At 36.7% G+C, this 24959-nt stretch carries 25 protein-coding genes and 3 pseudogenes; 3 read left to right on the plus strand and 25 right to left on the minus strand.

What is annotated here, in order from left to right; genetic code table 11:
• Window positions 1–51: 51 nt before the first annotated feature.
• Window positions 52–1968, minus strand: coding sequence for an NAD-dependent DNA ligase LigA (gene ligA, locus AAGD72_RS05955; RefSeq protein WP_265035173.1), 1917 nt, complete (start codon window positions 1966–1968; stop codon window positions 52–54).
• A gap of 236 nt (window positions 1969–2204) precedes the next feature.
• Between ligA and AAGD72_RS05960 the strand changes: the two genes are divergently transcribed.
• Both AAGD72_RS05960 and AAGD72_RS05965 read left to right on the plus strand, forming a co-directional pair.
• Window positions 2205–2960, plus strand: coding sequence for a helix-turn-helix transcriptional regulator (locus AAGD72_RS05960; RefSeq protein ID WP_341814792.1), 756 nt, complete (start codon window positions 2205–2207; stop codon window positions 2958–2960).
• 135 nt (window positions 2961–3095) lie between these two features.
• Window positions 3096–3506 (plus strand): ankyrin repeat domain-containing protein, encoded by a 411-nt coding sequence (locus tag AAGD72_RS05965; RefSeq protein WP_265035169.1) that lies wholly within the window; start codon window positions 3096–3098, stop codon window positions 3504–3506.
• 47 nt (window positions 3507–3553) lie between these two features.
• On the opposite strand, the gene AAGD72_RS05970 is transcribed toward AAGD72_RS05965, so the two are convergent.
• The 24 genes and pseudogenes from AAGD72_RS05970 to AAGD72_RS06085 form a co-directional block, all read right to left on the minus strand.
• Window positions 3554–3898, minus strand: a complete 345-nt coding sequence (locus AAGD72_RS05970) for a hypothetical protein (protein WP_265035167.1) — start codon at window positions 3896–3898, stop codon at window positions 3554–3556.
• A gap of 13 nt (window positions 3899–3911) precedes the next feature.
• Window positions 3912–4721, minus strand: a complete 810-nt coding sequence (locus tag AAGD72_RS05975) for an ankyrin repeat domain-containing protein (RefSeq protein WP_341814793.1) — start codon at window positions 4719–4721, stop codon at window positions 3912–3914.
• Between the two features lie 323 nt (window positions 4722–5044).
• Complete coding sequence (locus AAGD72_RS05980) at window positions 5045–5443, minus strand: DNA adenine methylase (RefSeq protein ID WP_341814794.1); 399 nt, start codon at window positions 5441–5443, stop codon at window positions 5045–5047.
• 420 nt (window positions 5444–5863) lie between these two features.
• Entirely contained in the window at window positions 5864–6490 is a 627-nt protein-coding gene (locus AAGD72_RS05985; protein ID WP_265035161.1) for a hypothetical protein, read from the minus strand.
• Window positions 6475–6636 (minus strand): annotated as a pseudogene (locus tag AAGD72_RS05990) (patatin); the annotation flags it as partial. The gene AAGD72_RS05985 and the pseudogene AAGD72_RS05990, both read right to left, overlap by 16 nt.
• 150 nt (window positions 6637–6786) lie before the next feature.
• Entirely contained in the window at window positions 6787–8127 is a 1341-nt protein-coding gene (gene ltrA / locus AAGD72_RS05995; RefSeq protein ID WP_265035157.1) for a group II intron reverse transcriptase/maturase, read from the minus strand.
• 478 nt (window positions 8128–8605) lie between these two features.
• Complete coding sequence (locus AAGD72_RS06000) at window positions 8606–9385, minus strand: patatin-like phospholipase family protein (protein WP_341814796.1); 780 nt, start codon at window positions 9383–9385, stop codon at window positions 8606–8608.
• A 15-nt stretch (window positions 9386–9400) separates the two neighbouring features.
• Window positions 9401–9622: a hypothetical protein gene (locus AAGD72_RS06005; RefSeq protein ID WP_265035155.1), complete on the minus strand. Its 222-nt coding sequence runs from the start codon at window positions 9620–9622 to the stop codon at window positions 9401–9403.
• A gap of 60 nt (window positions 9623–9682) precedes the next feature.
• Window positions 9683–10168 (minus strand): ankyrin repeat domain-containing protein, encoded by a 486-nt coding sequence (locus AAGD72_RS06010; protein WP_265035154.1) that lies wholly within the window; start codon window positions 10166–10168, stop codon window positions 9683–9685.
• A gap of 67 nt (window positions 10169–10235) precedes the next feature.
• Complete coding sequence (locus tag AAGD72_RS06015) at window positions 10236–11180, minus strand: phage late control D family protein (RefSeq protein WP_265035153.1); 945 nt, start codon at window positions 11178–11180, stop codon at window positions 10236–10238.
• 1 nt (window position 11181) lies between these two features.
• Complete coding sequence (locus AAGD72_RS06020; RefSeq protein WP_265035152.1) at window positions 11182–11391, minus strand: tail protein X; 210 nt, start codon at window positions 11389–11391, stop codon at window positions 11182–11184.
• On the minus strand, window positions 11388–11735 hold the full coding sequence (locus tag AAGD72_RS06025) for a phage tail protein (protein WP_341814797.1): 348 nt from the start codon (window positions 11733–11735) through the stop codon (window positions 11388–11390). The genes AAGD72_RS06020 and AAGD72_RS06025 overlap by 4 nt, the downstream gene beginning before the upstream one ends.
• Window positions 11735–14311: a phage tail tape measure protein gene (locus AAGD72_RS06030; RefSeq protein ID WP_265035148.1), complete on the minus strand. Its 2577-nt coding sequence runs from the start codon at window positions 14309–14311 to the stop codon at window positions 11735–11737. The genes AAGD72_RS06025 and AAGD72_RS06030 overlap by 1 nt, the downstream gene beginning before the upstream one ends.
• A 109-nt stretch (window positions 14312–14420) precedes the next feature.
• Window positions 14421–14678, minus strand: coding sequence for a phage tail assembly protein (locus AAGD72_RS06035; RefSeq protein ID WP_265035147.1), 258 nt, complete (start codon window positions 14676–14678; stop codon window positions 14421–14423).
• A gap of 22 nt (window positions 14679–14700) precedes the next feature.
• A complete protein-coding gene (locus AAGD72_RS06040; protein WP_265035145.1) occupies window positions 14701–15207 on the minus strand; it encodes a phage major tail tube protein in 507 nt (168 codons plus the stop codon).
• A 52-nt stretch (window positions 15208–15259) separates the two neighbouring features.
• Complete coding sequence (locus AAGD72_RS06045; RefSeq protein ID WP_341814798.1) at window positions 15260–16414, minus strand: phage tail sheath subtilisin-like domain-containing protein; 1155 nt, start codon at window positions 16412–16414, stop codon at window positions 15260–15262.
• A 54-nt stretch (window positions 16415–16468) separates the two neighbouring features.
• The gene (locus AAGD72_RS06050) at window positions 16469–17035 is read right to left on the minus strand and encodes a hypothetical protein (protein ID WP_341814799.1); all 567 of its coding nucleotides are present in this window, start codon (window positions 17033–17035) and stop codon (window positions 16469–16471) included.
• Between the two features lie 21 nt (window positions 17036–17056).
• Window positions 17057–17896, minus strand: a pseudogene (locus AAGD72_RS06055) (hypothetical protein); the annotation flags it as partial.
• Window positions 17895–18684 (minus strand): IS5 family transposase gene (locus tag AAGD72_RS06060; protein WP_341814578.1). Its coding sequence is split into 2 segments (ribosomal slippage): window positions 17895–18422 and window positions 18424–18684, totalling 789 coding nucleotides; the frame shifts between segments, so codons are not numbered across the junction. The gene AAGD72_RS06060 and the pseudogene AAGD72_RS06055, both read right to left, overlap by 2 nt.
• Window positions 18685–18818: 134 nt before the next feature.
• Window positions 18819–19433: pseudogene (locus AAGD72_RS06065) on the minus strand (hypothetical protein); the annotation flags it as partial.
• A complete protein-coding gene (locus AAGD72_RS06070) occupies window positions 19430–19615 on the minus strand; it encodes a hypothetical protein (RefSeq protein WP_341814800.1) in 186 nt (61 codons plus the stop codon). The pseudogene AAGD72_RS06065 and the gene AAGD72_RS06070, both read right to left, overlap by 4 nt.
• Before the next feature lie 4 nt (window positions 19616–19619).
• Window positions 19620–20819, minus strand: a complete 1200-nt coding sequence (locus tag AAGD72_RS06075) for a hypothetical protein (RefSeq protein ID WP_341814801.1) — start codon at window positions 20817–20819, stop codon at window positions 19620–19622.
• Window positions 20806–22746 carry a DUF4815 domain-containing protein gene (locus AAGD72_RS06080; protein WP_341814802.1) on the minus strand — a complete coding sequence of 647 codons (1941 nt, stop codon included), beginning with the start codon at window positions 22744–22746 and terminating at the stop codon, window positions 20806–20808. The genes AAGD72_RS06075 and AAGD72_RS06080 overlap by 14 nt, the downstream gene beginning before the upstream one ends.
• Window positions 22747–22920: 174 nt before the next feature.
• Window positions 22921–23586 (minus strand): hypothetical protein, encoded by a 666-nt coding sequence (locus tag AAGD72_RS06085; RefSeq protein WP_341814803.1) that lies wholly within the window; start codon window positions 23584–23586, stop codon window positions 22921–22923.
• A 142-nt stretch (window positions 23587–23728) separates the two neighbouring features.
• Between AAGD72_RS06085 and AAGD72_RS06090 the strand changes: the two genes are divergently transcribed.
• Entirely contained in the window at window positions 23729–24940 is a 1212-nt protein-coding gene (locus AAGD72_RS06090) for a hypothetical protein (RefSeq protein ID WP_341814804.1), read from the plus strand.
• The last annotated feature ends 19 nt before the right edge of the window (window positions 24941–24959 follow it).

The following is a 24959-nucleotide window of genomic DNA, read 5'->3' on the forward strand; positions in this document are numbered from 1 at the left end:
TTGTTGATTTGAGGCTTTCAGTGATGAAGAAGGTATAGGAAATAATAGCGTTTATTTTTCTCTCATGATTAGTTTATTAAATTCCTCCTCAGTTAAAATTTTAATACCAAGTTCCACAGCTTTTTTATATTTCGACCCAGGTTTTTCGCCAACAACCAAGAAGTCCGTTTTATTTGATACACTTGAACTCACAATCGTGCCTAAAGATTCTGCTTCTGCTTGCGCTGTTTTCCTGTCCATTGTCAAGAGGGTCCCAGTAAAAACCACTATTTTTCCGCTAAGAGGGGAATTACTAACATTAGCACTTACAGGCTCAATCTTTAGTTGAGAAGCGAGATTCTTTACCATTTCAACATTATCCTTTTCAGAGAAGAAAGATATTAATGAATCTATAATCTTTTCTCCTACACCTATTATGCTCATTAATTCTTCTTCATCAGCAGAATACCAATTTTCATATGAGCCATAATGTTTTGCTAGTAATTTTGCTACATGTGGTCCGACGTATCGAATCCCTAGAGAACATATAAATTTATCCAAACTCACAACTCTTCTGCTGTTGATGGAATTGAGCAAATTAGATATTGATTTTTCATCCCATCCCTTCAGCTCACTTAAGTTGAAATTTTTGAGTTTTTCTTCGAGAGCAAAAATGTCAGATATTTTCCTTATCAAACCAAGGTCATAAAAGAACTCTATTTGCTTATCACCAAAGCCGGTAATGTCCAACTGAGAAACAAAATATTTCAGCTTTTCTATTTGCTGTGCTGGGCAAACGTTTTCACCTGAACACCTAACTGCAGCTTCATCTTCAAATTTATCTATTGCACTTCCGCATTCTGGGCAAATATTAGGAAATACAAACCTTGGTGCTTTTCGAGAACGAGCATTTTTGTCTACTTCTAAAATTTGAGGAATCACATCTCCTGCCCTTTTGATTGTTACAATATCTCCTACTCTTATGTCCTTGTGCTTAATTTCATCTTTATTATACAGATTTGCTCTAGTAATGATCACCCCACCTACATTTATCGGAGCTAATTTAGCAACAGGATTCAATTTGCCCGTTTTGCCTACTTGTATTAATATTTCAACTATCTTAGTTTTTGCATGAGCTGCTGGAAACTTGTGTGCTATTGCCCATTTTGGAGCCTTGTTGGTATTCCCAAGACGACTTTGTGATGTTAAATTATTTACCTTCAAGACAATTCCGTCAATATCATACCCTAAACTATAACGGTCATTATAGATTCTGTTATAAAACCCCAGCATTTCGTCCACATTTTTTGCTAAGCATTGATGTTCATTTACACAGAATCCAAGTTCCTTCAACTTGTTTAATACTTCAAATTGAGTTTTTTCTGCTCCACCAATTAAAGAATAGGCAAAGTACCTGAGTGGTCTGCTAGTAGTAACCTCTGGATTTAGTTGTCTTAGTGAACCAGATGCTAAATTGCGCGGATTTGAAAATTGATCATCCTTATTTAATTTTAAAAAATCATCATTTCTTATGTATACTTCCCCTCTCACCTCCAATCTACCCTTTATACCAGGTAAAGCTTGAGGAAAATCCTTTATGGTTTTTGTGTTATCAGTGACATCTTCGCCTAAATTACCATCACCGCGCGTTGCAGCTTTAACGAGTAAGCCATTTTCATAAATTGCAGTGAAACTTAAGCCATCAATTTTCAGCTCGCACATTATCTCCAGCTCATCTGTATTTAGGAGTTCTCTGGACTTAGCAATAAATTCTTCAATGTCTTCTTGGCTGTAAACTTTGATTAACGAGAGCATGGGCACAATATGTTCTACCTTGGAAAACCTATCATCAGGTGCAGCACCTACAATTTGCACATCTGCTTTTTTCACCAGCTCATCGTATTCTGCATCGGTTATTTCTGATATATTTTCCCGATAGTACAACTCATTGTAGCGTTTTATTTCTTCTTGTAATGCATTTTCACTCATAATAATTTACCTCAACCACTGTTTCAGTATACAGCGTCAATGGTAAATCAATTATTAACTTATGCACTCACTTTCGTGTTATTTTGCAAATAAAATTCCCGCTTTGCTAGTGTTTTTATTAAAGATATAACATTTAAATAAAAATAGAAAAGTATTTAACTTTGCCGCTTGGCTAGCTAAAAAACGTTTTATCTTTAATAAAATTTTATAAAAGGGTATATATATTTGTACTGCAATTGAATAAAAACATGAGTACCGAAAAGAAGATAGATACTGATTCTTTATGTTACTACATAACTCAAAAGGTTAAAAATGTTAGATTTGAGCTAAACTCCACTCAAGCAGAGTTCGCAGAAAAAACTGATGTAGCAAAGTCACTAATAGGAAAGTATGAGCGAGGAATACACAGTATTCTACCTGATACTCTCGAGAAGATAGCAAACAAATCATCGCGTGATATTGAATATTTCTTTCCCGAGCCAATTAATTGTATTAACAGTGAGGACAAGAAGTCATTTGATTTAGTGCAAACCCTAAAAAGAATTAAGGACTGGAAGGTTCGTGATGCGGTGTGTGTACTAACTAGATTTTTGTCAGAAGGAATTCAAATTAGTAAGGTTACAGAAGAGATAAGATCTATAAGCTACCAAATGGTGCAAAAGGCAAAAGATTGGCGGTTTGCAAGAGGGCGTACACAGATGGAAGTAGCGGATAAAAGTGGAATGCCCCATGGACAAGTAGTCAGGTATGAGAAAGGGGAGGTATCGTTCAAAATAGTACCCAAAATGGCAGATGGATTATCATTGCATTATGGAGTTCTACTGCCTACATCAAAAGCAGAGAGGTATTGTGAAGATGAGGATGGTGAAGGAGAAAAGAAGATATTGAGTATAATGAGGGAATACCAAAAAATTGATAATCAAAAGTTAAAAGATTTATGGTATTCGTTTTTGTCTGAGGTTGTAAAGATTAGTGAAGAGAAGGATAGCTAGCTTGAAACTTTATTCAATATTTTTATAGACAAGGTATACCTTTATAAGCATTATATGTAGCATTTTTAACAAAAACTTTATATATATGCCTTAAATTTAAGGAAACTTTTTTCTGTAAATAGAGAGGGGGTAAAGATGAGGAAGCTATGGAAAATAATAAAGGCTATAAAGGGTGTCTTCATAGGCAGATTCAGCGATACGTTATTTTGTGAACCTGAATTATACCAAGCTGTTTCAAACTGTGATGTGGATAAAGTAAAGTCATTGATAGAAAACGGTATTGATCTCAACGAACGCAGCAGTAATGGCAATACACCTTTGCACAAAGCTATCATGTTGGAAAATATACCTGTTGTGAGATTATTACTATCCAACTGTGCAAAACTTTTTATAAAGAATAAAAAAGGCGAAACAGCATACGACATATCTCAAAACAAACCCTTGGTTCAGGACCTATTTGCAAGTGATAAAGAAATTAGACGACAGGTTGGGGTACAGGGGCTGACATATGAAAAGCGTTCTATTCTAAATCCCCATAACCGTTAGACTGTTGCATCAAGTTGCCGTTTTTTCGCAGTTTCCTACAAACGGAGCTACCGCCCTCTTCCCTTATACTTACCTTGAGTTGAAGCTTGAGCTTTCACAAATAGCTGCCAGTATCCCTTCTCATCGCCTTCTTCCGTTATCAATTGTGCCAAACGCTGCATCAATTCATTATTGAGTATAGCCATCTTTGTCCATTTACCTATCGGTTTTGCAACACCAACTATTTTTAGATTTTCTTTATAAACTTGAAGGTTATGTTCAAATTTCTCTTCACTCTCTTTTAGTGACACCTTTCTGATAAGACTTTTATACGCTCGTTTCCTAAAAAAGGAAAGTATTTTAATAGCAATGATTAGTATTATGCCACATATAGAAATCTGCTCGTAAGACATTGTTGCACTCCAACTATTCTAAGGTTATTCCATGAAGCAGAAACAATGCTACAATTTTTTTGTTTCGATTTGCTACAGCGATTTCCAGTGCTGTGTAACCTTCATTAGAGTTATAAGAACATTCCAGATGAGCGTTTGCCTTTTTGTCTAGTAATAACTCAACAATTTCTTTATTGCCTTTCATAACAGCAAGGTGCAGAGAAGTACAACCATCTTTCCCTATTGCATTAACATTTGCCCCGTTTTGCAGCAAAATCTCCACAAAATCTTTACAATTGGATGAAACTGCAAGGTGCAAAGGTGTATGTCCATCTTTATTTTCGATGTTGATATAAGATCCTCCTTTTGCTAGTAATCCCAATATTACACCATCAGAGCATTGAGCTGCGATATGTAGCGGTGATTTACCTAGATGATTTTGGCAATTGATGTCTGCACCAGATTGTAATAACTTTTGCATAACGTCCATACATCCATACTTTACTGAATAATGCAAAGGAGTGTCGCCATCGATATTCTGAGCATTAACATTTTTGCTTATTGCTATAATAACCTCTGCTATTGCTGTGGATCCATATTGAGAGGCAACGTGTAGTACTGTATTACCTTTTCTATCTGCAGCATCAACATTAGCATCGTATCTAACGAAGGATAGAAATAAGTTGTAAAGATTGTGTTTTGCAGAGAAAAGTAAGATTTTAGTACCAAGTCTAGTATTAATAATAGTTTTGATAGTCTCGAAAACGATCAATGAAAGGAGACTAGGATGTCTGAAGTGATAAATTTTCTTTGCAGTCTCTTTTAACATCTTTTCTATTGTCATAACAACCTCACAAAAAATGTGTTTGTATATAAGTATGCAGCGACAAACATTTTTAAATTATTAACTTGCGCACTCACTTTTGTGTTATTTTACGAACAAAATTTCCGCTTTGCTAGTGTTTTTTATTAAATATATAATATTTAAATGAAAATAGAGAGATATTTAAGCAAATATATTAATATAGAAATCTATTCTTTGGAAACTTGCTTGGATTCTTCTTTTATTGATTCGACTGATATATCTTGAATTTCTTCTTCCGGCTTGTTTGGTTCAGCTAGAGTTGACTCTTCTTTAGATTCTGCTGCTAATTTGCGTTAATTTCTTTAGTGTGTTTTGACCGCGATACTGAAATTCCTATAGTCCTTACTCAAGATTAAAATCTCATTCGATTTTTTAGAGTTACCCATTCCATACGTCCATTTGGGTGTAATGATACGATGCTCTGTATACATGTCCCGTATTTCCTCACAATCATTATACGATAAAACCCATCCATCGCGAGTCGACAAAAGTTTGGCAAGTCCTTCATGGTCAAAATCTGTACCTCTTCTTCCGTATAGTTTTTGATCAATTAAATAAGGAGGATCACAATATAAGAAATCATTTGCGTGTTTAGGAATACTTTTTTTAAAGTCAGCTAAATCCACAGTAAGATTTTTAATTGAGAACTTTGCTAATCTTTCTATTGAACTTGGTGTAAAACGTGGGTGGCCTGGAGACATACCGCCCGACAATGTTGTACCGCTGAAAGATGAGCGATTTAATGCAAAAAATGCTGCAGCAATTTCAATTCTATCTTGCAAGGTGAAAAATGTTTTTTGTAAGTATGGTAGATGTCATATTTTGGTATTTCCTAACTACCTCTGCAAGGTAAGAAGCATCTTCTAAAAGCACCTGCCAAAATCTTACTAATGGTTCAAAGGCGTCATAGCCATAAACTTTTGTTCCTCTGCTGGCTAACGCTAACTCTATTACCTATAAAAGGAGAGCACAGCGTCTTTTGGAATATATTTATTAATAATTTGAGAAACGGCGCGACTCTTACCTCCAGGGTAGCGAAGAGGAGACTTTACAAGCAAAATTTATTTCCTTTTCTTGGGTGGTTTGTCTGCTGTAACAAATGCGGTAATAAATAGCTAAGTCTATTCTCTGGAAATTTGCTTAGATTCTTCTTTTATTGATTCGAACGATACATCTTGAATTTCTTCTTCCGGCTTGTTTGGTTCGGCTAGAGTTGACTCTTCTTTAGATTCTGCTGCTAATTTGCGTTGTTTGATAAACTTCTTTAATGTTTTGACTGCAATAAAATTAATACTGAAAACACATGCCGAAGTTATTGCTAGTGCTGGCAAGGGAGCTAAACTGAATGTTGGTAAAATTGCCACAATTGTAGCAGATGTCAGTAAAAATGCTAACTTCTTGCTCCCGATTATCTTATTTTTCTTAGCTTTTATGGGGTTTAGGCTCTTCAGCTTCCCTTTTAGCTTTTTGAAGCCTTTTTTGAACACGTTACCTCTTTTCAGCTCTTTTTCTACGGGTTTTGCTTTCTTCGTTTTTAAGCTTTTTATTTTTTCTTTTATTTCTTTAAATCCCTTCTTATCTTTTTTGACATTTTCTACTTTAGAGGTCTTCTCCATCAACTTCAGAGGTTGCTCATGTGGCGGTTTTGGCTTAGCTTCTTGATCCTTAGCTTTATGTTTTTTCGGCAAAACTAGATTCTTTAAGCCCTTCTTTGCTTTTTTATATAAGTTCTTTATCTTGCTTGGCATTTCAAAAATTTATCTATTACTTTCTGGTTGTCCTCTATCATCGCATTTGCTTCTTGCTGAAGACATTTAATATTTTTAGGTGTTACATTATCCATCTCAGCCGACGCTATTGTCAGTTGTGATTGTATCCTGATGTATCTGTCGTCCATTACATTACCTAGTAGGGTCGAGAACTGGCGCGCCTCTTTAGGGTTTGGCGACTGATCCATTATTTTCATCCTGGGCCTCAATCCAAAATTCCCGTGTTTACGTTTCCAGCTCCCGCCTCATCAAACGCAGCATGCGGTTTTCCCGCACTACGCTTTCCTAGTAGATTCTTTACCAAAGTTTATAGCATATTGTGCTGGTAAGGCTTTCGGGACGTAATATCTTATTCTATAGTCCGAATATAGACCAAGAGTCTCGTATATCCATTTGCTACTCCACCTTTTCCAGCCAAATCCTTTTGCTTTTCTGGCTTGCATCAGATTGCGTCTTGCTTTCTTCTCTACCCATTGTTTTATGTATTTAAAGCTTCGACCTGAGTTTCCTATCCTAAAGTAGTTTGTCCACCCTCTCAATATTGGATTAATGATTTGGATCACCTTTCCTATTGGTTGTGATTTATAGCTACGGAATACTTCCTTCAGTTTTTGAAGTAAGCTTGTCCGTGTTTTCATCTTTGGTGTTATTTGTACCCTCCACTTTCCTTGTTTTGTAATTTTCTCTCGAAAATCAAATCCTAGAAAACTGAATGTCTCTTTTTCTTTTAGATTGACTACCTTTGTCTTTTCTTTATTTACTTCTACTTCTAGTTTTGCTAATTCTTCTTGTAACCTTTTGTGCACTGATTTCTCAAGCCATTCCCATTTCTGGTGTCCATCTATCAGTATCACTAGATCATCTGCCCACCTGGCGTATTCTATATGTTGGTATTTCCCCTCTTTAGTCACCTCTTTAGCCTTTTCTAGCATTTTATCTACCTCATTCAGGTATATATTGCTTAGTAACGGCGAGATCGGCGACCCTTGTGCTATTCCTCGTTTTCCTCCTACTTTAAGGATTAGCTTGATTAAGTGCATGATTCCTTTATCATTTATCCTTCTGGCAATTTTCTCCATAAGAATATGATGTCGCACGTTATCAAAGTAGGATTTCAGATCTACGTCAATACATTTTGTGTTGCCTTTGATTGCTGCTTTCTCTACTCTGTTTATTGCTTCATGCGCTTTTTTCTTAGGTCTGTACCCATATGATCCGTCCTGAAAGTCAGATTCAAATATTGGTTCAATTATTAGCTTTAGTGCACTTTGCACTATTCTATCCCGGATGCAGGGTATGTTCAACGTTCTGAGTTTTCCCCCAACTTTTGGTATTTCCTTTCTCCGGTTCCTATTTGGGCTATAGGTTTTGGTTGTTAGTTCGTGTCTTATTTGCTGAAGATACTTTTCTAAGCTTTCTGCCTCTATTGATTTGAATGTCACCCCATCAATTCCTGGTGCCCCATTACTTTTCTTTGTTAGCTTATATGCTTCTTCTAGTGTCTCCATCTTACAGACGTGAACATAGATTCCCCAGAATCGCCATTCCGGTTCTGCCTTCGCTTTGGTATATATCTTTCTTCTCAGGTCTTGTAATTTTGTTGGCATTTTTATCATTTTTACCTTTACCTTCCTTTTGTTAAAAGAATTCCTACTAGTAGGGTGCCTTTGCTCCGTGAGAGTTACCTCATTTCTTCGCTACTACGCACCCATCCGCCACCCTCTCATCTTCGGTTCATTTCCTGTTTTCCAGTTATAGAACTTACCGCTCCAAGGTATTTCTCCCTGGGATGAGTAGGGCTTCTCCAGTTGCTTCATATGTCCTCATTACCATGCCATCACTATCACCACGCTAAAGTAGATATGCCGTATCATTCGGGTTTTCAGCTATCCCTATTGCCTTCACCCTACCAACGTGGGCTCAGCCTTTAGGACTTGTAATTTTCGAGGCCACCTATGTGTTCGCTTTCGCTACGGCCTGGTAATTCGCCATTATCCTACGATAACGTTGTCGGTAGGCTTCAACACTTTGGTCTCCCTACATGCTGCTACCCAAGCTACGGGACTCCGACTTTTATCCCGGTAGGTTTAACTCCTACTGAACATACTCACCTTCTCTGGACACACGTTGATAATTCACTACATCAAGGCTCGACGCAAACATCACATTTAATAGAGGCTTTATCCAGGCTATTTTTCCTAATTTCCTGTACTTGATTCGATTAGATAGCCGACCTGTGCCAATTGATACCAGCATTATTTCTTCATTAGGGAAAAGTTTTTTACTATTTGCATATGCACAAGCCGCTGGGTTATTGGCAAATACCCCTCCATCGACTAATACTCTTTTTTCTTGGCTAACTTCTAAATACTTAGGTGCAAAGTATGTTGGTGCTGCTGTTGTGGCTCTGAGTGCATCTTTCAACTTGATAAAATTTTTATCTTTCTTCCAGCTCTTAAAGAAAAATGGGCAGTTATTGTGAATATCATAACTTGTAATTAGTACCTTACTTAAAGTGTTTTTTAGAATATCTTCACCAAAATACTTGTCCAATATCGACTCGATGTTTTCATATGGGTATTGTGCGCAGTTAAACCAAGATAATATTGATCGCCTAAAAAATGAAGACTTGAAAATACATGCCCCATACTCTTGGTAAAGCTCAACTAAATCATTTGCAGAGTATTGAGGTTTGCCTTGATCATCTTTCTTGCATAACCCAGCCACAACAATGCCACCGGTTGAAGTACCTGCCATTAGGTCAAAGATTTGGGAAATAGGTTTTCTTGCTCTCTTTTCTATTTCTGCTAGTATTATGGCTGGTATTATGCCTCTTATGCCTCCGCCGTCAACGGACAAGATATATTTAGTCATTGTGAAATTTAGTCGTTATTTGTGTTTGTGAATGGCTTCAAGTTCATTGACTTCTTCAGTGAGGTTTTTCACTCTCTCTTCAAGTCGATAGACTATTTCTGTTAGTCCTTGGTTTTGTTCTACAAATTTATCATGCATGTGAACCCGTAAATCTAGCTTAGCGAGCCACCATATCGCTGCTACGGTCTGTATTACCATAGTGATAATTACTGCTAATGGGATTTTCTGGTTTGGCATAATGATTTGAAATGTTAATTTGTGTTATTGAGAATTTGTACTGCGTGTTGTACGTACGATTTATTGCTCTGACTTATATTGTTTTTCTGCCTCAGCAAGTAGATCTACAATCTCTCTGTAAGGCTTATTACTTTCATGATAAGATGACCTAATTGCTATAGTTTTTGCAGTTCTCCCTTTCCAGTCTCCAACATGAGGGTTAGCTCCTCTCTCCAACAAAAGTTTTACAACCTCTAATTGACCACCGTCAGCAGCATCAAGCAGTGCTAAACTCATAGTGTTTATGTCTACTCCTTCATCTAACAGAAATTTGACAATTTCTAAGCATCCTTTCTCTGCCGCATAATATAATGCCTTTTTACTAATACTTGAATCATCTCTACTTTTTTTTACTAATGATTTCACAGTTTCTAAGTCACAGTTCTTAGCTGCTACTTCCAACATTTTCTGATACTCCTCAGCAGCCTTGGATTTTTGATAGTAATACGTAATAACAATACATACTATTGCCACTATAAACCACAGTGTAGCTTGTTTCTTGAACATTTTGCTCATATTTAGCATTTTTTTCACATTAAATCAGCAATTTATTTACTTTCTCTTAACATAAATCTCACTTACTCAAAGATGCCGATAATGCAGTACGATATCCCGAACTATTTAAAGTATGTTCTGCTCTATCAATTACCCATTCACCATCTATATCTTGATTGAACCCTACAAGGTTAAGTTTTGCCTCTGCAAATAACTCTGGATTACCTGGTATTGTCATTTCTAAAGTTTCATTGTTACGCTGTAGTTGTTTAAATTTGGCATTTGCTGCACTTAATGCTGATTCTGCATTCGGATAAATTGTTTGTATAGGGTAACTTGGTTCACCGCTACCTACTGTTTCTGATATTGGTTCTCCCTTCTCATAGCTATACCATTTTGCTATCACTGAATTATATTTATCACGTACAGTAAAATGCACTTTCCAATTGATTGTATTTTGAGGTCTAATAGTCGTTGTTCCTAAAGCTTTTCCTGTTGCTGATTTTGCTGCGCCTTTTGGAATAAACAATACATATCCTCCTGCTAATTTTGCCATTGCTTCTCGCTCTATGGCTATTCTAGTTAACAAATTTATATCACTTTCTTCAGTCTGATCAATGTGTGGCATCAATATATCTTTAAATTCTTCAGCAACTTTGTACCCATATCCATGCTTATTTGCTATTTCTTTGACTAAATCACCAAGTGTAATCTGGTCCCATGCCCTAGATACTTTTTCCTTTAGCGATATCATCAAGTTTGTTGCATGAGCTTTGATTGTTAGGGTTTTTGGTGGACTTTGTACTGTAATTTCATTGACTGTATATACACCTATGGGTAGTACTCCTGTTTCTCTATATCCCAAAGCAATCTTTAGCTCTTTTGGAACTTTTATGTTATCATCCCTGTAATCAACACATATTTCAACTACATCCTCTATAGTCCCTGATTCATCAGTAACATGCATTGACACCAAGTGATCTTTTGCTAATTCATACCCTTCAATGATAAACTCTGGTTGCATTTTATTCCCAAACCTTTAAAGTTGACTTTTGTAGAGGCTTTTCTATTACAGGCAATTTAATTTTTAGTCCTGCCGGTAAAAAACTTCCATGTTCTGCAAGTCCAGGGTTTTCCTCTAATACTATTTCTACTGCTCCTGAAGTAAATCCGTAGTGTTTCCAACAAATATAGTCCAACATGTCATTCTCTTTTGTCGAGTAATATATAGTCATAAGTAACGCCTTAAACTTAAATTAAATTCAACTTTTTTCGGCAACCCACAAGGAAAAAACGACGTTTGCTTTTCTTCAAAGCGAGTGATTACAAATTGTCCTAAAACATTTCCCATGCTATCAACTAAAGTGTGAGGTATTTGGTTTTCTTCTGTTTCTTTCATGTTCTTTAATTGATCTAACCCATTATGAAGATAGATTATCCCTTCTAAATCTACATTTTCTGCCCCTTGGCCAATATTCTGTAGTAATTGCTTACCAATACACTCAACTACACTCCAGCGTTTCTCTTTGCTATACTTTAAACTCGTTGGAGAAAATTTATATGGACCGAAGGATAACATTAGTAAATGGAGTCTACGGTATCAAACATAACATCTCGTGATTTTTCTCTTATTCTTTTTATTACTTCATCTGCAAGACTACGAACATCTTGATTTGGCTCTGCTTTAATGCTGATAGTGTAATTATTAGTGATGTTCTGAGTTTTATTCATAGTTTTTTGTTCTTTATTTTCAAACTTACTCCTTGCAAAGTCTGCAAATATCTTATCATTATCGCTCTCTGTGGACTTTTTCTCCTCAATAAGGCTTTTGACTTTTATATTATTCTTTCTTCTCTCAGATATTTCTTTAATTATACTGTTATTCAACAAAGGATTCCCATTGCTGAAAGTGCTGCTCCTCAGGGGAGTATGGACTGCTTTTATTTCAGTAACAATACTTTTTCTTTTTTCAAATTCCTTCAATGGACTATTTTCAGCAACTTTTCCAAATATACTACCGACAGTATTTCCCAGCCATGAAAACATCTCTCCAATGGGTTTTATTATCGATTTTATATACTCCCAGATGCTAGAAAAAAAGTTCTTTACCTTTTGCCAGTTAGATATAACAAGTATCGCACCAGATGCAAGTAAGGCAATAATAGCCCCTATAGGGTTGCTCACAATTGCTGCTGTCAAAAATCTCACTCCTGCTGCTACTGCAGGTAGAGCTGATGATAGTAGAGGAAAAGCTTTCGTTGCTAAGCTCAAAGTTGTAGCTTTTAAAACACTCAGCCCAGTAATTACCGCTGGAATAGCATATGACGATAATGATATCAGTGCTGGCTTAACTACCCCATGCAAAATAACCGAAAAAGTTAACATTCCACCTCTAATCAGATTCCATGCATAACCACCACTTACTGCTAGAACTTTAAGACCTATTAGTGCTGCTATGACACTCATTATTCCTGTAGTAATAACTGGAAACTTTTCTGCAAACCAAGCTATGGGGTTAGTTATCTCTCTTAAAAGACTACTTACCCACTTTAAAGGAGGTAGCATTACTGAGCCCAAGTTCATTCCTACTTCCGCTATCGCATTTCTCAGTAGTCTCAAATTATTTGCTGTAGTTGCTGCACGATTGTTAAACTCTTCTTGCATGGACTTTTCAAATTTTTTCTCGTCAGCTAACTGATTTATGGCATCTTTATAATTCTTTAAGCTTCCAACTAGTAATGCAATATCATCCTGATATTCTTGACCAAAGAGATTGAGAAGAATTTGCGAACGTTCCTGTTTATCTACTTTCTCCAGAGTTTCAAAAAAATAAAGTAGTGCGTCTTGGCCATTTTCGCTAATCCTTTGTGTCATCTCTTCTGCAGTGATTCCCATGTCTTCCAATGCTGCTTTGAACTCTTTGCTCTGTCCCTCAGCGGTCTGGAGTTTACTAAGTAGAGCGTTTATTGCAGTAGCAGCTTTTGCTGGTTGTTTTCCTAAACTAATGAAGGCATTTACTAAACTACTTGTTTCCTTAATATCAAGACCAAACTGTTTTGCACTACCACCAACTATAGCTAATGCTTTAACCATATCTCCTGCTTTAGCAGCACTATTATCTGAAAGGTGATTTATAATATTACCTACCCTTTCCATGCCTGCTACTTCAATTCCATAAACATTAGCAAGTTTAGCTATGGAATCACCTGCTTCTTCTGCAGACATATCGAATGCTGTAGACATTTTAGCTACTGTTTCTGTGAATGAAAGCAGTTTCTCTTTTTTAATACCAAGTTGTCCACCACTTGCAGCTATTTGTGCTAATTCTGCAGCTGATAGTGGTATTGTACGGGATAATTCCTTTAATTTCTGGCCAAATTCTGCGGCTCCTTGGTTATGAGCTGCATCATCCTCAGCAAATTTCACTACCTTCTTAACATCAGCCATAGCACTTTCAAAGTCAATTGCAACTTTAATTGGAGCTGCAAGCGTTAATGCAAGCCCAGCCGTCTCCAACATTTGTGATCTAAAGTACGCTTTTCTCCCCAAAAACATGTCCCGTTTTTTGATGGCAGTATTCAACTTACTGTATTGACCTCTCAGCCTGTCTGCAGAAGCACCAAGTTTATGTTGATCCCTTATCAAGGACTGAACGTTCTTTCCACTTTTTCTTACTTCTTCACTGAATGCATGTAGAGTATTTCTCTTTTGTAAGTATGCTGCTTTTTCCTTCTTTACTTCTGCCCTAGCTTTATCAAACTCAGCCTTTAAAGTTTTGTCTTTCTTATGTTGTGAATAAGCTTTTTTTGCCTCTGCCGCTAACTTCCTAGCTTTGTCAAGAGCAACCTTTGAAGTTTCGTCTTTTTTCTGTAAATAAGCTTCTTTCGCCTTTACTACTGACGCCTTTGCTTTATCAAAAGCAGCCTTTAAAGGTGCTCCCGACAAGAACTCTAATTTCTTTTCCAATTTGTTCAAAGATACCTTAGCAGCTAGAGCTCCATGTCTTAATTCCTTGAATTTAGATCCCGATTTCATCGATGCATCAAGTTGCTCTATTGTACTCCCAAGACGGGAAAGTTGAGCATTACTTCCTGCCATTACGCTATTAAAGCTACCATCTAGTATGGCACCTATTTTTACTGATAATGTTGACATTTAAATTCCCCCGCAGCTTTGGCCCATAAAATAAATTCGTTTATTTCCATCTCAAGTACCTGCTCAATTCCGCCACCTACGACAGAACAGAGCATTAACACATTTAGCCTTAAGTCCTTTGTGTAACCGATGGAAAAAAATCCTTCAACGCTTCCTGTATTTTCATGTAGTCTGCAAAATATAATTCCCAAATTGTTTCCTTTGTTACAGATGCTAGGTTTGCTATTAATCCAACTTCTTTTTCAAAATCACTACTACCGGCACGTTCCATTGTTAGGCAGTCTCTTACTTTGACTGGTCTAAAAGTTAATTCTGAAACCTCAATTCCTTCTACTGTTATTGGGTTATCAAGTTTTACTGTTTTCATATTTTTTTCTCCTATAAATAAATTAAATCCCTAAAATCGTTTGTAACAAAGCCATTTGATCAACACCGTTAATTCTGCGAATCATATTTTCAGCATCGATTTCTATCAGTTCATTGCCACCTATAGTAAGTTTATAATAATGGGCAGCTACGGTACATTTTAGTGTTGCTTTCTCAGCCGGTTTCCAGCTACCAAAATCAAATTCTCTGAATATTCCTCTGAGATTGATAATTACTCCTTCGATATCATTACTTCCACTGCCTTGTAATCCGCCCCTTAGCGTCAAAGAAACCGAATTACCATCTATGAGGCCAAAAAGCCTAAATAGCTCTGTATCGTATTCAGAAAAAGTGAAATCTGCTTCCAGCTTTTCCATGCCCATATCAATATTTATTGGAATATCCATACCACCTGCACGATATTCTTCTGTTTTTATGGTAAGTTTTGGCAAGGTTACTTCATCTATTTTTCCTGCGTAACCTCTACCATCAACAAATACGTTAAAATTCTTTAAGATTTTTGGCAGCATTTTTTCTCCTGTTTTAATGTTGCTAGATTTTGTCTAGAAGGCAGGTTGCCTTTTAAAGTATTTGGTTGTTCACTAAATGAGATCTAAAAGTAACGTGTTCGGCTGGATAAGATGTATTAAATTCAAAGTCAAAATACACTTTCCCATTTGCAATATTTGCCGGTGTATTGAGCTCTGGTGTTTCATAACATCTTCCACTGGTAATTGCCCCCTGTGCTTTTAAATGGGCCAGATAAGAATTCACCCCCTCAATCACATCATCTATATAAGTTTTGGTAATATTTCGATCAACTGCCCATAGATGAGCTCGCAGTAGACTATCATTGATTAGATCTGCAGTACGCCTAACCGGCAGAAAAGCCCACCTTTCATCGTTTGAACATGTTCTATTTCCCCATAGTCTGTAGCCATTTTGATGAATTATCGTTGTTACTTCATTTTCATTTAAGTGGTTTGCTCTACAACTTGTATCACCTAAGGTAAAATCAATAGCCCTACTTGTCCCAACAATACCATTTATCTCTTTATTTGAAGGTGATTGCCAAAAGCCTTGTTCACTATCTACTTTGGCTATTAAACCGGCTACAAATGGTCTAGACGGCAAAGTTTCTTCTTTTCCATCAATAACCCAAGGATCAACTACGTAAACTCTTGCACTACCTACACTTTTTCTCCACTTTATTGCTTCTTCATCATTGGTATTTGGACCATCTGCTACTATTATCGCCCTTAGCTTTTCTGCTATAGGAATTAAAGCGCTGACCACTGGGTTTCCAGCATCTTCAGGCAATTGATGAGTAAACTGAGGTGCAATTAGTATTCTTGGGGCAACATGGACTATACTTTCACTGCTTAAGAATGCTTGAATGCCTTGATATTCCCCAGTTTCTTCATCAACTCCTCCAATGATATTTCTCAATATTTCTTCTTCTTGATCAGCATTTTCAACTCGAATAACTACTACTGTTGCACCAACCTGGGAAAATATTCCATTCACTGCAGAAGGCAGAGTTCCTCTTTTTCCAAGTTTTGCTGCCTCTTTTAAGCTTCCTACTATTAATACTGGACTATTGAGTGGAAACTTTTGCCCGTCAGCTTCCGGAGCAGTACCAATTACACCTATCACTGATGATTTAGCTGTGCGTACTGTCCTTGCTCCAGAGGTAATCTCAATAACATTTACCCCATGCAAAAACTGTTCTGTCATTTTTCTCCTTGTAATGTTGAATTTCGGAAAGTGGATAGAGAAAAGGTTTCTTTTTTAGCTTTCTAAAACCTTTTGCATTTTTTGCTTAAAATCGTTGAGTAAACTCTGCAGCTCTTCTTTATCCCTGACTTCCTTAATTTTCTTCTTGGCTAAGTCTTCAAGCTCTTCACATTTGATTATTGCTTTTACTGCTTTTTTTGCTTTTTCCTGAATTATTCTTGCCATTTCAATAACCGGGATATCACGGACTTTTGCTAAAGGTTCTATGATTTCTGCATCTTTTTCGTCTATAGATTCTGGTGCTGCTAGAATGTTCTCTGCGGCTTTCGCTTGTATCTCATACGACTTAGACTTCTGATGAGAAGCTCCTGCGTATTTGTGAGTACAGTCATTAAAATAAAAACGCACACTATCAAGTGCAGAAAATTTCGCATTTTCCAATAATTCCAACTCAATATCCTCTTTACTCCTTTCAACAATTTTTCCTCCTTCTATTAAACGATAACTCTTTTGCCAATTGAAATTCTTTGGCGCTTCATACCAATCATTCCCAGTTGGCTTGCTTTCAAGCGTTGTTGTTTCTACTTGTTTGTTATTTTCAAAGCGAATGTAAATAGTCACAATTTTTCCCCTAATTTTGATTTATTGCCAAATTTTATACGTCGCATCTAATCCTGGACATTGCCACGCTCTTAGTGTCCTCTCTACATCGATCTCAAGTCCTGTGGTTAGAAAATTGTTACGTATGTTATAAATCCCCCACTGTATAAATTGACCATAGATATATACATTACCTGAAAGCATACCTTCACTAACTTTTCCTCTGCTATCTAGATAAGATGATGTATACAGTAACACTGCAACTGTTTTTCCTGCTGGAATTTCTACATTACCAGATGCAGCAAATCTGCTACTCGAACTCGTGTATTGGTAAACATTTTTCCATGTTATTTTTGAAATCCTCGATTTATTGGTATTATCAGGTGTTCCCACAAATGCTCCTGCTCCTTCGTATCCTGAACTCCAAAAAGATGTACCAACAAAGTTTAATGTTCTTGTTATATCCCTACTTGTGGTGTTTTTTACAAACATTACTCCAAGTGCAGCATACGGGTAGTAATATATCTGATCACGACTCACGGAGTCACTGCTTGTATATGACTCTCCGTAAATAAATGTACCTTTGTTTCCCTCTATAAAACTCAATTGTCTTGGCCGATAAAAACTAACGTAACTTGTATCGTATGTATGACTACCCGCAAGTAGTTGTAACATGTAGTCGGTTTTTGTTATATCGCTGCTCCATTGACCTAATTCAGTTGTGAAAGCTCCGTCACCATAGTAATTATTTTTTCTACTGAGCACACCAAACAAGAAAGGTAATGACCCTGGTTCAACCATATTGCGCTTTCTTATTTCGTTTGTAAGCGACACTTTTAGTTGATCATCTCGAGTTTTTACCTCATTTGTAAGAACCTGTTTAAAATCTTCGTAATAGGAGAGAAATGAAGGAAAGGACAATCATTTGCAAGCTGGTATTGAGTTTACGTTCGCAATTTTTCCATAGCCGTCTACACTTTTCTAACCAAGCAAAAGAACGCTCAACAACCCATCTCTTTGGCAATACAACAAAAGAATGTAATTCACTGCGCTTTATTACCTCAACAGTTGCACCAATAATATCTTTTATTTGGGTTGCAAAAATTTTTCCTGTGTAGCCTGCATCAACCAATATATTTTTGACTTCAGAAAGGGTATCTTTAGCATTTTCAACCATTCTTACAGCGCTACTACGATCAGTTACTTCTGCTGTTGTTACATAAATTGCATGTGGTAGACCTTGAGTATCAACTGCAATATGACGCTTTATGCCTGAAATCTTTTTACCTGCATCATAGCCCTTTTTTTCAGCAGTATCTGTGTTTTTAACACTTTGAGCATCAATTATACAGAAGCTAGTTTTCTCTTTCCGACCATTGTTGATACGGATCTCTCCAACCAATTTTTTTTAAAACTAATTCCAACAAACTTGGTTCTTCTCCATTCTTTTTATTCCACATTTGAAAATAGTAATATACGCTTTCCCACCTTGGAAAATCTTTTGGCAACATTCTCCACTGGCAACCACTTTTTAGGACGTATAACACTGTACGAAATACATCATACAAATCAAGTTTTCTTGGTCTCGTTTTCTTCCTGCTACTCTCTAGTATTGGTCTGATTTTTTCAAATTGCTCTCGACTTATATCACTTGGATAATTTTTACGCATAGATATACCTCATTCTTAATCTACCACTATTTTACCTCATCTCTCCGAGATTTTAAACAGGTTCTAAGAGACGTTTTTAATTGATCATCTCGAGTTTTTACCTCATTTATAAGGGATGTTTTTAGTTGATTATCTCGAGTTTCTATTTCTCCTATAATTGATGAGCCAGGTGGTACATTATTAATAGCACGAAAATCTTCTACTAAACCTTTAAGACCATCTTTATGATTGTTGCTAATACTGTTTATTGCCGCAATATTCGCATCTTTTCTCGTGTCAAGTAGCGATACGTATGAATCTGATGACGCTTTTAAAGTATCCAAGGTGTTAGTTTTTAGCGTATTGATCTCATTTACAGACTCTGTCTTTGCTCCAGTTATCGCCGATATTGAATTTTCCTTATTGGTATTTATGTCATTCAAATGTGATCTTGCAGCGTTTAGAAGTTCTTTCAACTTTTCATCTGTCATGTATACAATTTCAGACACTGCACTCTTACCTACTATTGATTCCAATGCTTTAGCAAGATATGCTAGTTGATCTGGTGTACTATTTGCTGCTAAATCCTTAAGTCTTTTTTGTAGTGCATCGATTATTTCTTTTATTGTGGTCATCTGCACAATATTGGAGATTGCTTTTTTATCTATTATCAATTCCAATGACTTAGCAAGATATGCAAGCTGCTCTGGTGTGCTGTTTGCTGCTAAATCTTTAATTCTTTGATGCAATGCATCGATTGCTTCTTTCATCCCCAAAAATTCAAAAAAGTTTCAAAATTCAGTCGTTCAAATGCTTTTTTAAGATTGTTATCTCTTTCACTCATATCTTCATCTATTTTTTCTATGGCTCTGCGAATACGTACTACATCTTGAGCAGCAATATTCTCTGGATGTGGTAAAGGATATCCACGTTTAGTTTCATCATCTGGCATTTTTTTATGTTATAATAACTCGTAAGTTTTTTACCTTTGGTCGATAGACAACCGTTCCACTCAAGACTAATTTTACCCTCGTCTCATTTGCATTAAAGTTCGTCAGCACGTGGACTCTCTCTACCCAATTTTCTCCGATTGGTTTTCCCGCTGTTAAATCTACTAATTGCCATTCCCCTTCCACGCTTTTCTGCACATATGCTTTAACATCTGCAGTACCAGGTATCAATGCATCATAGGTAATTGTTATCTTAGTGTTGGATCCTGCTGTAATGCTCCTCGTGACATAATCTCCGGACGCTGAAATATTCCCCATAACTAGCTGCAACCCAGGGTAGAGAACTGGACTTTTTTCCCCCGATCCTTTGAGCGCTACTTTTACCGTTAATTCCCCACTTATTCTTGCGCGCAGTGCTAACGGCAGATTATCAGATAGAAAATTTTCTTCTCCTTTCTCATCTGTTAAGATAAATTCTACATTAGTATCAAAACCTACTTTTTCTATGTTGGTTAGAGCGATTAAGTCTGATGTATTATTTGCAGTAACTTTACCAAGATCAATAACGTGAGAACTTTCGGTAAATTTTGCTGCTAAAAGCCTAAAAGTTAGGTCTAAATTTTGATGCGGTGTCCACGTACTTGCATTGCTTGATGAGAGTAATACCCCTACTTGATAAGGTTGACTGGTTACCCAACGGCTGTTTACTGCATCGTATTTGCCAAGTTCTGCTACTTTGACCGCATTTTCCCCGTCATCGGTAAGTAAAACTATTGCATACTCTTGCCCTCCATGACAAAACACAGGTGACCAAGTTATACGTGTTGCTGTGCCATTGGTATTGATCTTGGTTGGCTCGATGGAATTTTCAGCGATAACTGTTTGCGAGGGCACTCCAACTGTTGTTTCCCGAATCTGCACAACAACACGTCTTTTGCCGCTATTTGTAAACCATAAGTCTATACCTCCTATATGCCTACTCTCATCCAAGGTAAATGTTTGCGCTAAAGGATCAACACGTTTGCTGGAAAAAACTCTTCTTCGCTCTTCTATGGTAATAGTTTTTTTACCAGTATACGTTGCTTCTCCATAACTTCCCTTATCCCCGTAAAACTGCACTAATTTAGTACCGGCTGGAATATTTGCTGGGATTTTTATTTTTCCACTTATTCGTCCTTTTTTCCCCTGGTTGCTAATTGTAGACATTTCCTTCCTCTATAGGTTGAATGCTGATTCCATCGAATTTTATTTCTTTAAGTTTCTCACCGACCGAAAAACCTTCGATCTCAAAATCTTGTACTGCTTCTCTCATAAATTCAGCTTCATACGTACTACTTGACAGAAGCTCTGTTGTTTCTCTAGTATTAAATTCTCTTGTCACTGGACTTGACCAATTTGTCTTTACCTCTGTCCAGTGATCGATGTTTTTGTTCATGGTAACTTTTGCCGGTACTGGATCGAAAGCTTGATAAGGATTAATCCTTTCACTTTTAGTCTGTAAAAGCTGTTCCAATACCGGCTCAAGTTCATACGGCAAAAGATACGGTTTTTTTCCCCTTTCAACATCAACAACTTCTACATCTATCGGTAATACTAGTTCCTTGTTTACTATTGCTGCAGACTGCAAAATTCCCTGATCACGCATATCATCATCAAAGAACGGATCAACAAATACTCCTTTTTTAGTGGTAGGCTCTCTTGAATTTGCATCATTACGCAGACGTTCTTCGGCAACTAATGCATAAAGATCATTTATTCCTTTTTTCATTGCTTCCAATTCGTTCATCGGTACAGCGTGGATAGCATTATTCACTATTTTTATTTTCCCCTCTTCCCCTTCTTTCCACGTTTGGTGAATGTAGCAAAGTAGCAATTGTCCGCTAGGTGCTTTAGGCATCGATGGTCGCCATGGATGAGCAATTCCCTTTATTCTTCTTACCACCCCTTTTGCATCTAGAGTGATTAAATCAAAGCGGGGCATTTTCCAAGTGTAATCAACTGAAACTAAACTGCCATCCACTGCTCCTCTTATTTTACACCCTTGTTCATCCACATCTTCAGGGCTTACATGAGTGCGAAAGCGGTAGGTTATCAGGTAACTACTTCCTGGTGCTGGTTCTTTTCCTGCCAATGACCAATCAACATTTCCTCCACTGAGCTTGCAATCTGCACTATTTTCATAGATTACATCACCTTGCTTAACTTGAATGATCTCCTGAACTGCAGAGTCAGGTATCGGATCAACAACTCCAGAGTATGAACCATGCGTCATGGTAATAGTTTTCTGAACAGTTATATCTACCCTTTTTATCTCACTAACCGGAAAATCATGAACTTTAAGCTCCATTACTCTTTGGCTATTTGGCTGAAAGGTGTGAAATTCTGATTTAACTGCTTTTATATCTGGATCTTCATCAAAATAAACACGAATACCGTGGGATAATTCAATTTCGTAGCCATCAACATGAGCTTTTCCCTCATTAATCACAAATATTTGTGCCCCTTTTTTGCCCTCTTCCTTTTGCAGGAACATTACTTCTAGGCCATTTACTACATAAGATCCATTTGCTTCTTTATCGTAACGAGCAAGAGCTGTGGTTACTATGTTTGCTTGTGGTGGCGGTGAATACTGAACAAGAACTCCGTTTTCAATGTTATAAATTGGATAGAATTCCCCATTTGCGGAGTTAACAGTAACACTCTCTGCTTGATAACCCCAAATGGTGGAAACTTTAAGCCTTGCTGCTCCTACTTCTTGGTAATTACGCGTACCAACTGCAGGATCACGAAGATTTTCATCCTCAAGTTCTGTAATGGTAGATTCTACATAATAAACACCTATGCGAACTGTAGTATTAAGTGGAATAGTAAATTTTTCTTTTTCGACTTTTCTAACTGCTCCACGAAGATAGATTTTTCCTGCTTCAAGTGTAACTTTTTCCCCGTCTATGATACAATCGCTTCCCGTTATAACGTCACCATCACGGAATATCGCATCACCTATGCCTTTGAGACTCAAAAGAGCATAATCTTGAATCTCATTTAATTCTGCTGACTGCAAACCTCTTCCTGCTAAGAATAAACTTTTCTCGTATTCTTTGTCAGAGCGATTATAATAGCTATTTAACGTCATCTTTTTCCCCTTTTTCTAAAACGTCACAACAAATGAAAAAGTTTCACGGGTTGCCGCAGATACCGTCTTGCATGTCAATAAAAAAGTTACAAGGATGTTGAATAATAAACTTAGATTTTGTTGATTCTTCTGATCGAAGTATTTTTCTTTCAAAAAATAGACTATTGTCATATGTCAAAATGTTACAACAAAGGAAAAAGTTTCTCTTGTAGCTGCGGTTCTGATAAGTGGCACAGTGTGCTCTAAAACTAACAAAATTCCAGGGTCTTCTATATCTTGTGGTTCAAAATATCTCTGTCCTGGCGCCTTTACCCTTGTACCAACCATAACCCCTAGTTCCCTTATTACTTGATTTGCTGCGTCCGTGAAATCAAAAGTAAATTTGAGATAAAGATTATTGGTTGGTACAGCGGAAGATTTAAACCTCCCAGAAGGGGTCAAAAGTTCTCCATCCTCATCACCAACACAGAAGAGTATCTCATCAACAACACGACGTCCAACTTCCTTGAGTAATGTTGCAGAAGTAATGGGTTCTGGTGGTGTGTCTTGAGTATACTCTATGGTAACTCCACCACCATTTGCAATAGAACCATTTTCCGTACGTTTAATTACACCAGCAACTGTATAGTCTATACTTGGCTGATAAGTTATTTGCCCGGTAAAAACTTTTACATCTTTAATAGTATGGTGATCTAGGGTTATTTCGCCATTGGTAAAAGTTTTCTCTACTTTATGGCGACTTTCCCAGTTTGAGTCACCACTTCCCCAAGCAAGATGTATCGGTTGCTCTTTTATGCTTGCTGCTATTGCTGCTCTTCCCGTTTGCGTTAGGATTGACATGTTTTCTACTCCCCCTATTTAAGATATACATTTTTTGTAGAAATTTGTTCAGGCTATTTTGAAAAATATTTTTTATTGAAGTTTTTTTGTTGATTAATTTTTTACTTATGTAAAATATAGCTCATTATATTATACACATTATATGGTTGATCTTTATCCCAGCAGAGATTTCTGGGAGAGTGATTTAGAGATGCCAATAGATCATTGGTTACCTAGCTTTCAAAATGAGAAAATACGTAAAAATTGGCTTTCTTCCCTCTCAGGTAGACAATTAAATGTCATTTTTCTGCAACTTTTTAAGCATAACGATGATATTCCAATTCAACAAAAACGTGCCATTCTCACGGATTGTTCAGATTCTTTGCTCAACTATTATCTACTTAGTTGTTTTAACTATTCTAAATTTCAGTCTGCTGTTGTTGAAGTAGCAAAATCCACCTTGGACAAAGCGCTCATTGCTCAGTTTTTATGTAAGAGCAATAAATATGATAAAAAGTCCTTGATCTTTGTTATGTTTCATCATAATCCAGAGTTAATCAAGTATGTTTACCATTTTGACAGAGTACAAAAGAGAGGGTTTTCTCCCTTTATTCTACAAAATTCCCCTAGACAGATGAAAACTCCTTTTAAAAACTTTTTATCAAAGCAAATTGTTCACGAACTACTGCAAAAATATGATGCTGCAAAAAATGATGGCTTTGAAACTCAACTACAATGTTTTTTCTATCATCATGATCGTATATACGTGTTTATACGTCGTGCTAGCGATAAGGACTTACTCTTTAATTCAAACCGTATTATCCATGGATATAGACCAGATCGGATTATTCTCGATTTTTCTCTACATGGTAATCAATTAAATCTTTCTGCCAAAAACTCTGATGAAAGTCTAAAAATAGCAAATAGTATCTTAAGTCGTTACTTTCAACGTGAATGCTTATTTATCGATATGCAAGACCAAAATTGTACACTTCTTGTTGCAGCATTCTTAAAGTCTTCCATAGAAGGGGCTGACCCTCATATTTGCCCTTTTGAAATAAGGTTCCGTTCAACTCAGCTCAAGAAAGATACATACTTAGTTGTAGCCACTAATCCATTTAACTCACTTGCTCGCGAATTACAGATGTTAAAATTAACACAAGATAATTCTGTTGTTGAGTCCATTCGCGTTTTGTTTCAGAATAAAAAAGTAACTTTATTTTTTAAAAGAAATCAGCATTATACCATTATTTATTACTCAGAGCATGTACTCAATAAAAAAGAGCGTGAAGATTTCAAGTCATTAATGAAGGAGAACTATGGACTTACAATCCTACCAAAAGCAAACTATTGCAGATGTTCTGGAATCCAATGAACCCTGTATTGACCCGAGC

Origin of the sequence: Wolbachia endosymbiont (group A) of Chalcis sispes (assembly GCF_964026765.1) — a bacterium.
In the GTDB taxonomy this organism is placed as follows: domain Bacteria; phylum Pseudomonadota; class Alphaproteobacteria; order Rickettsiales; family Anaplasmataceae; genus Wolbachia; species Wolbachia pipientis.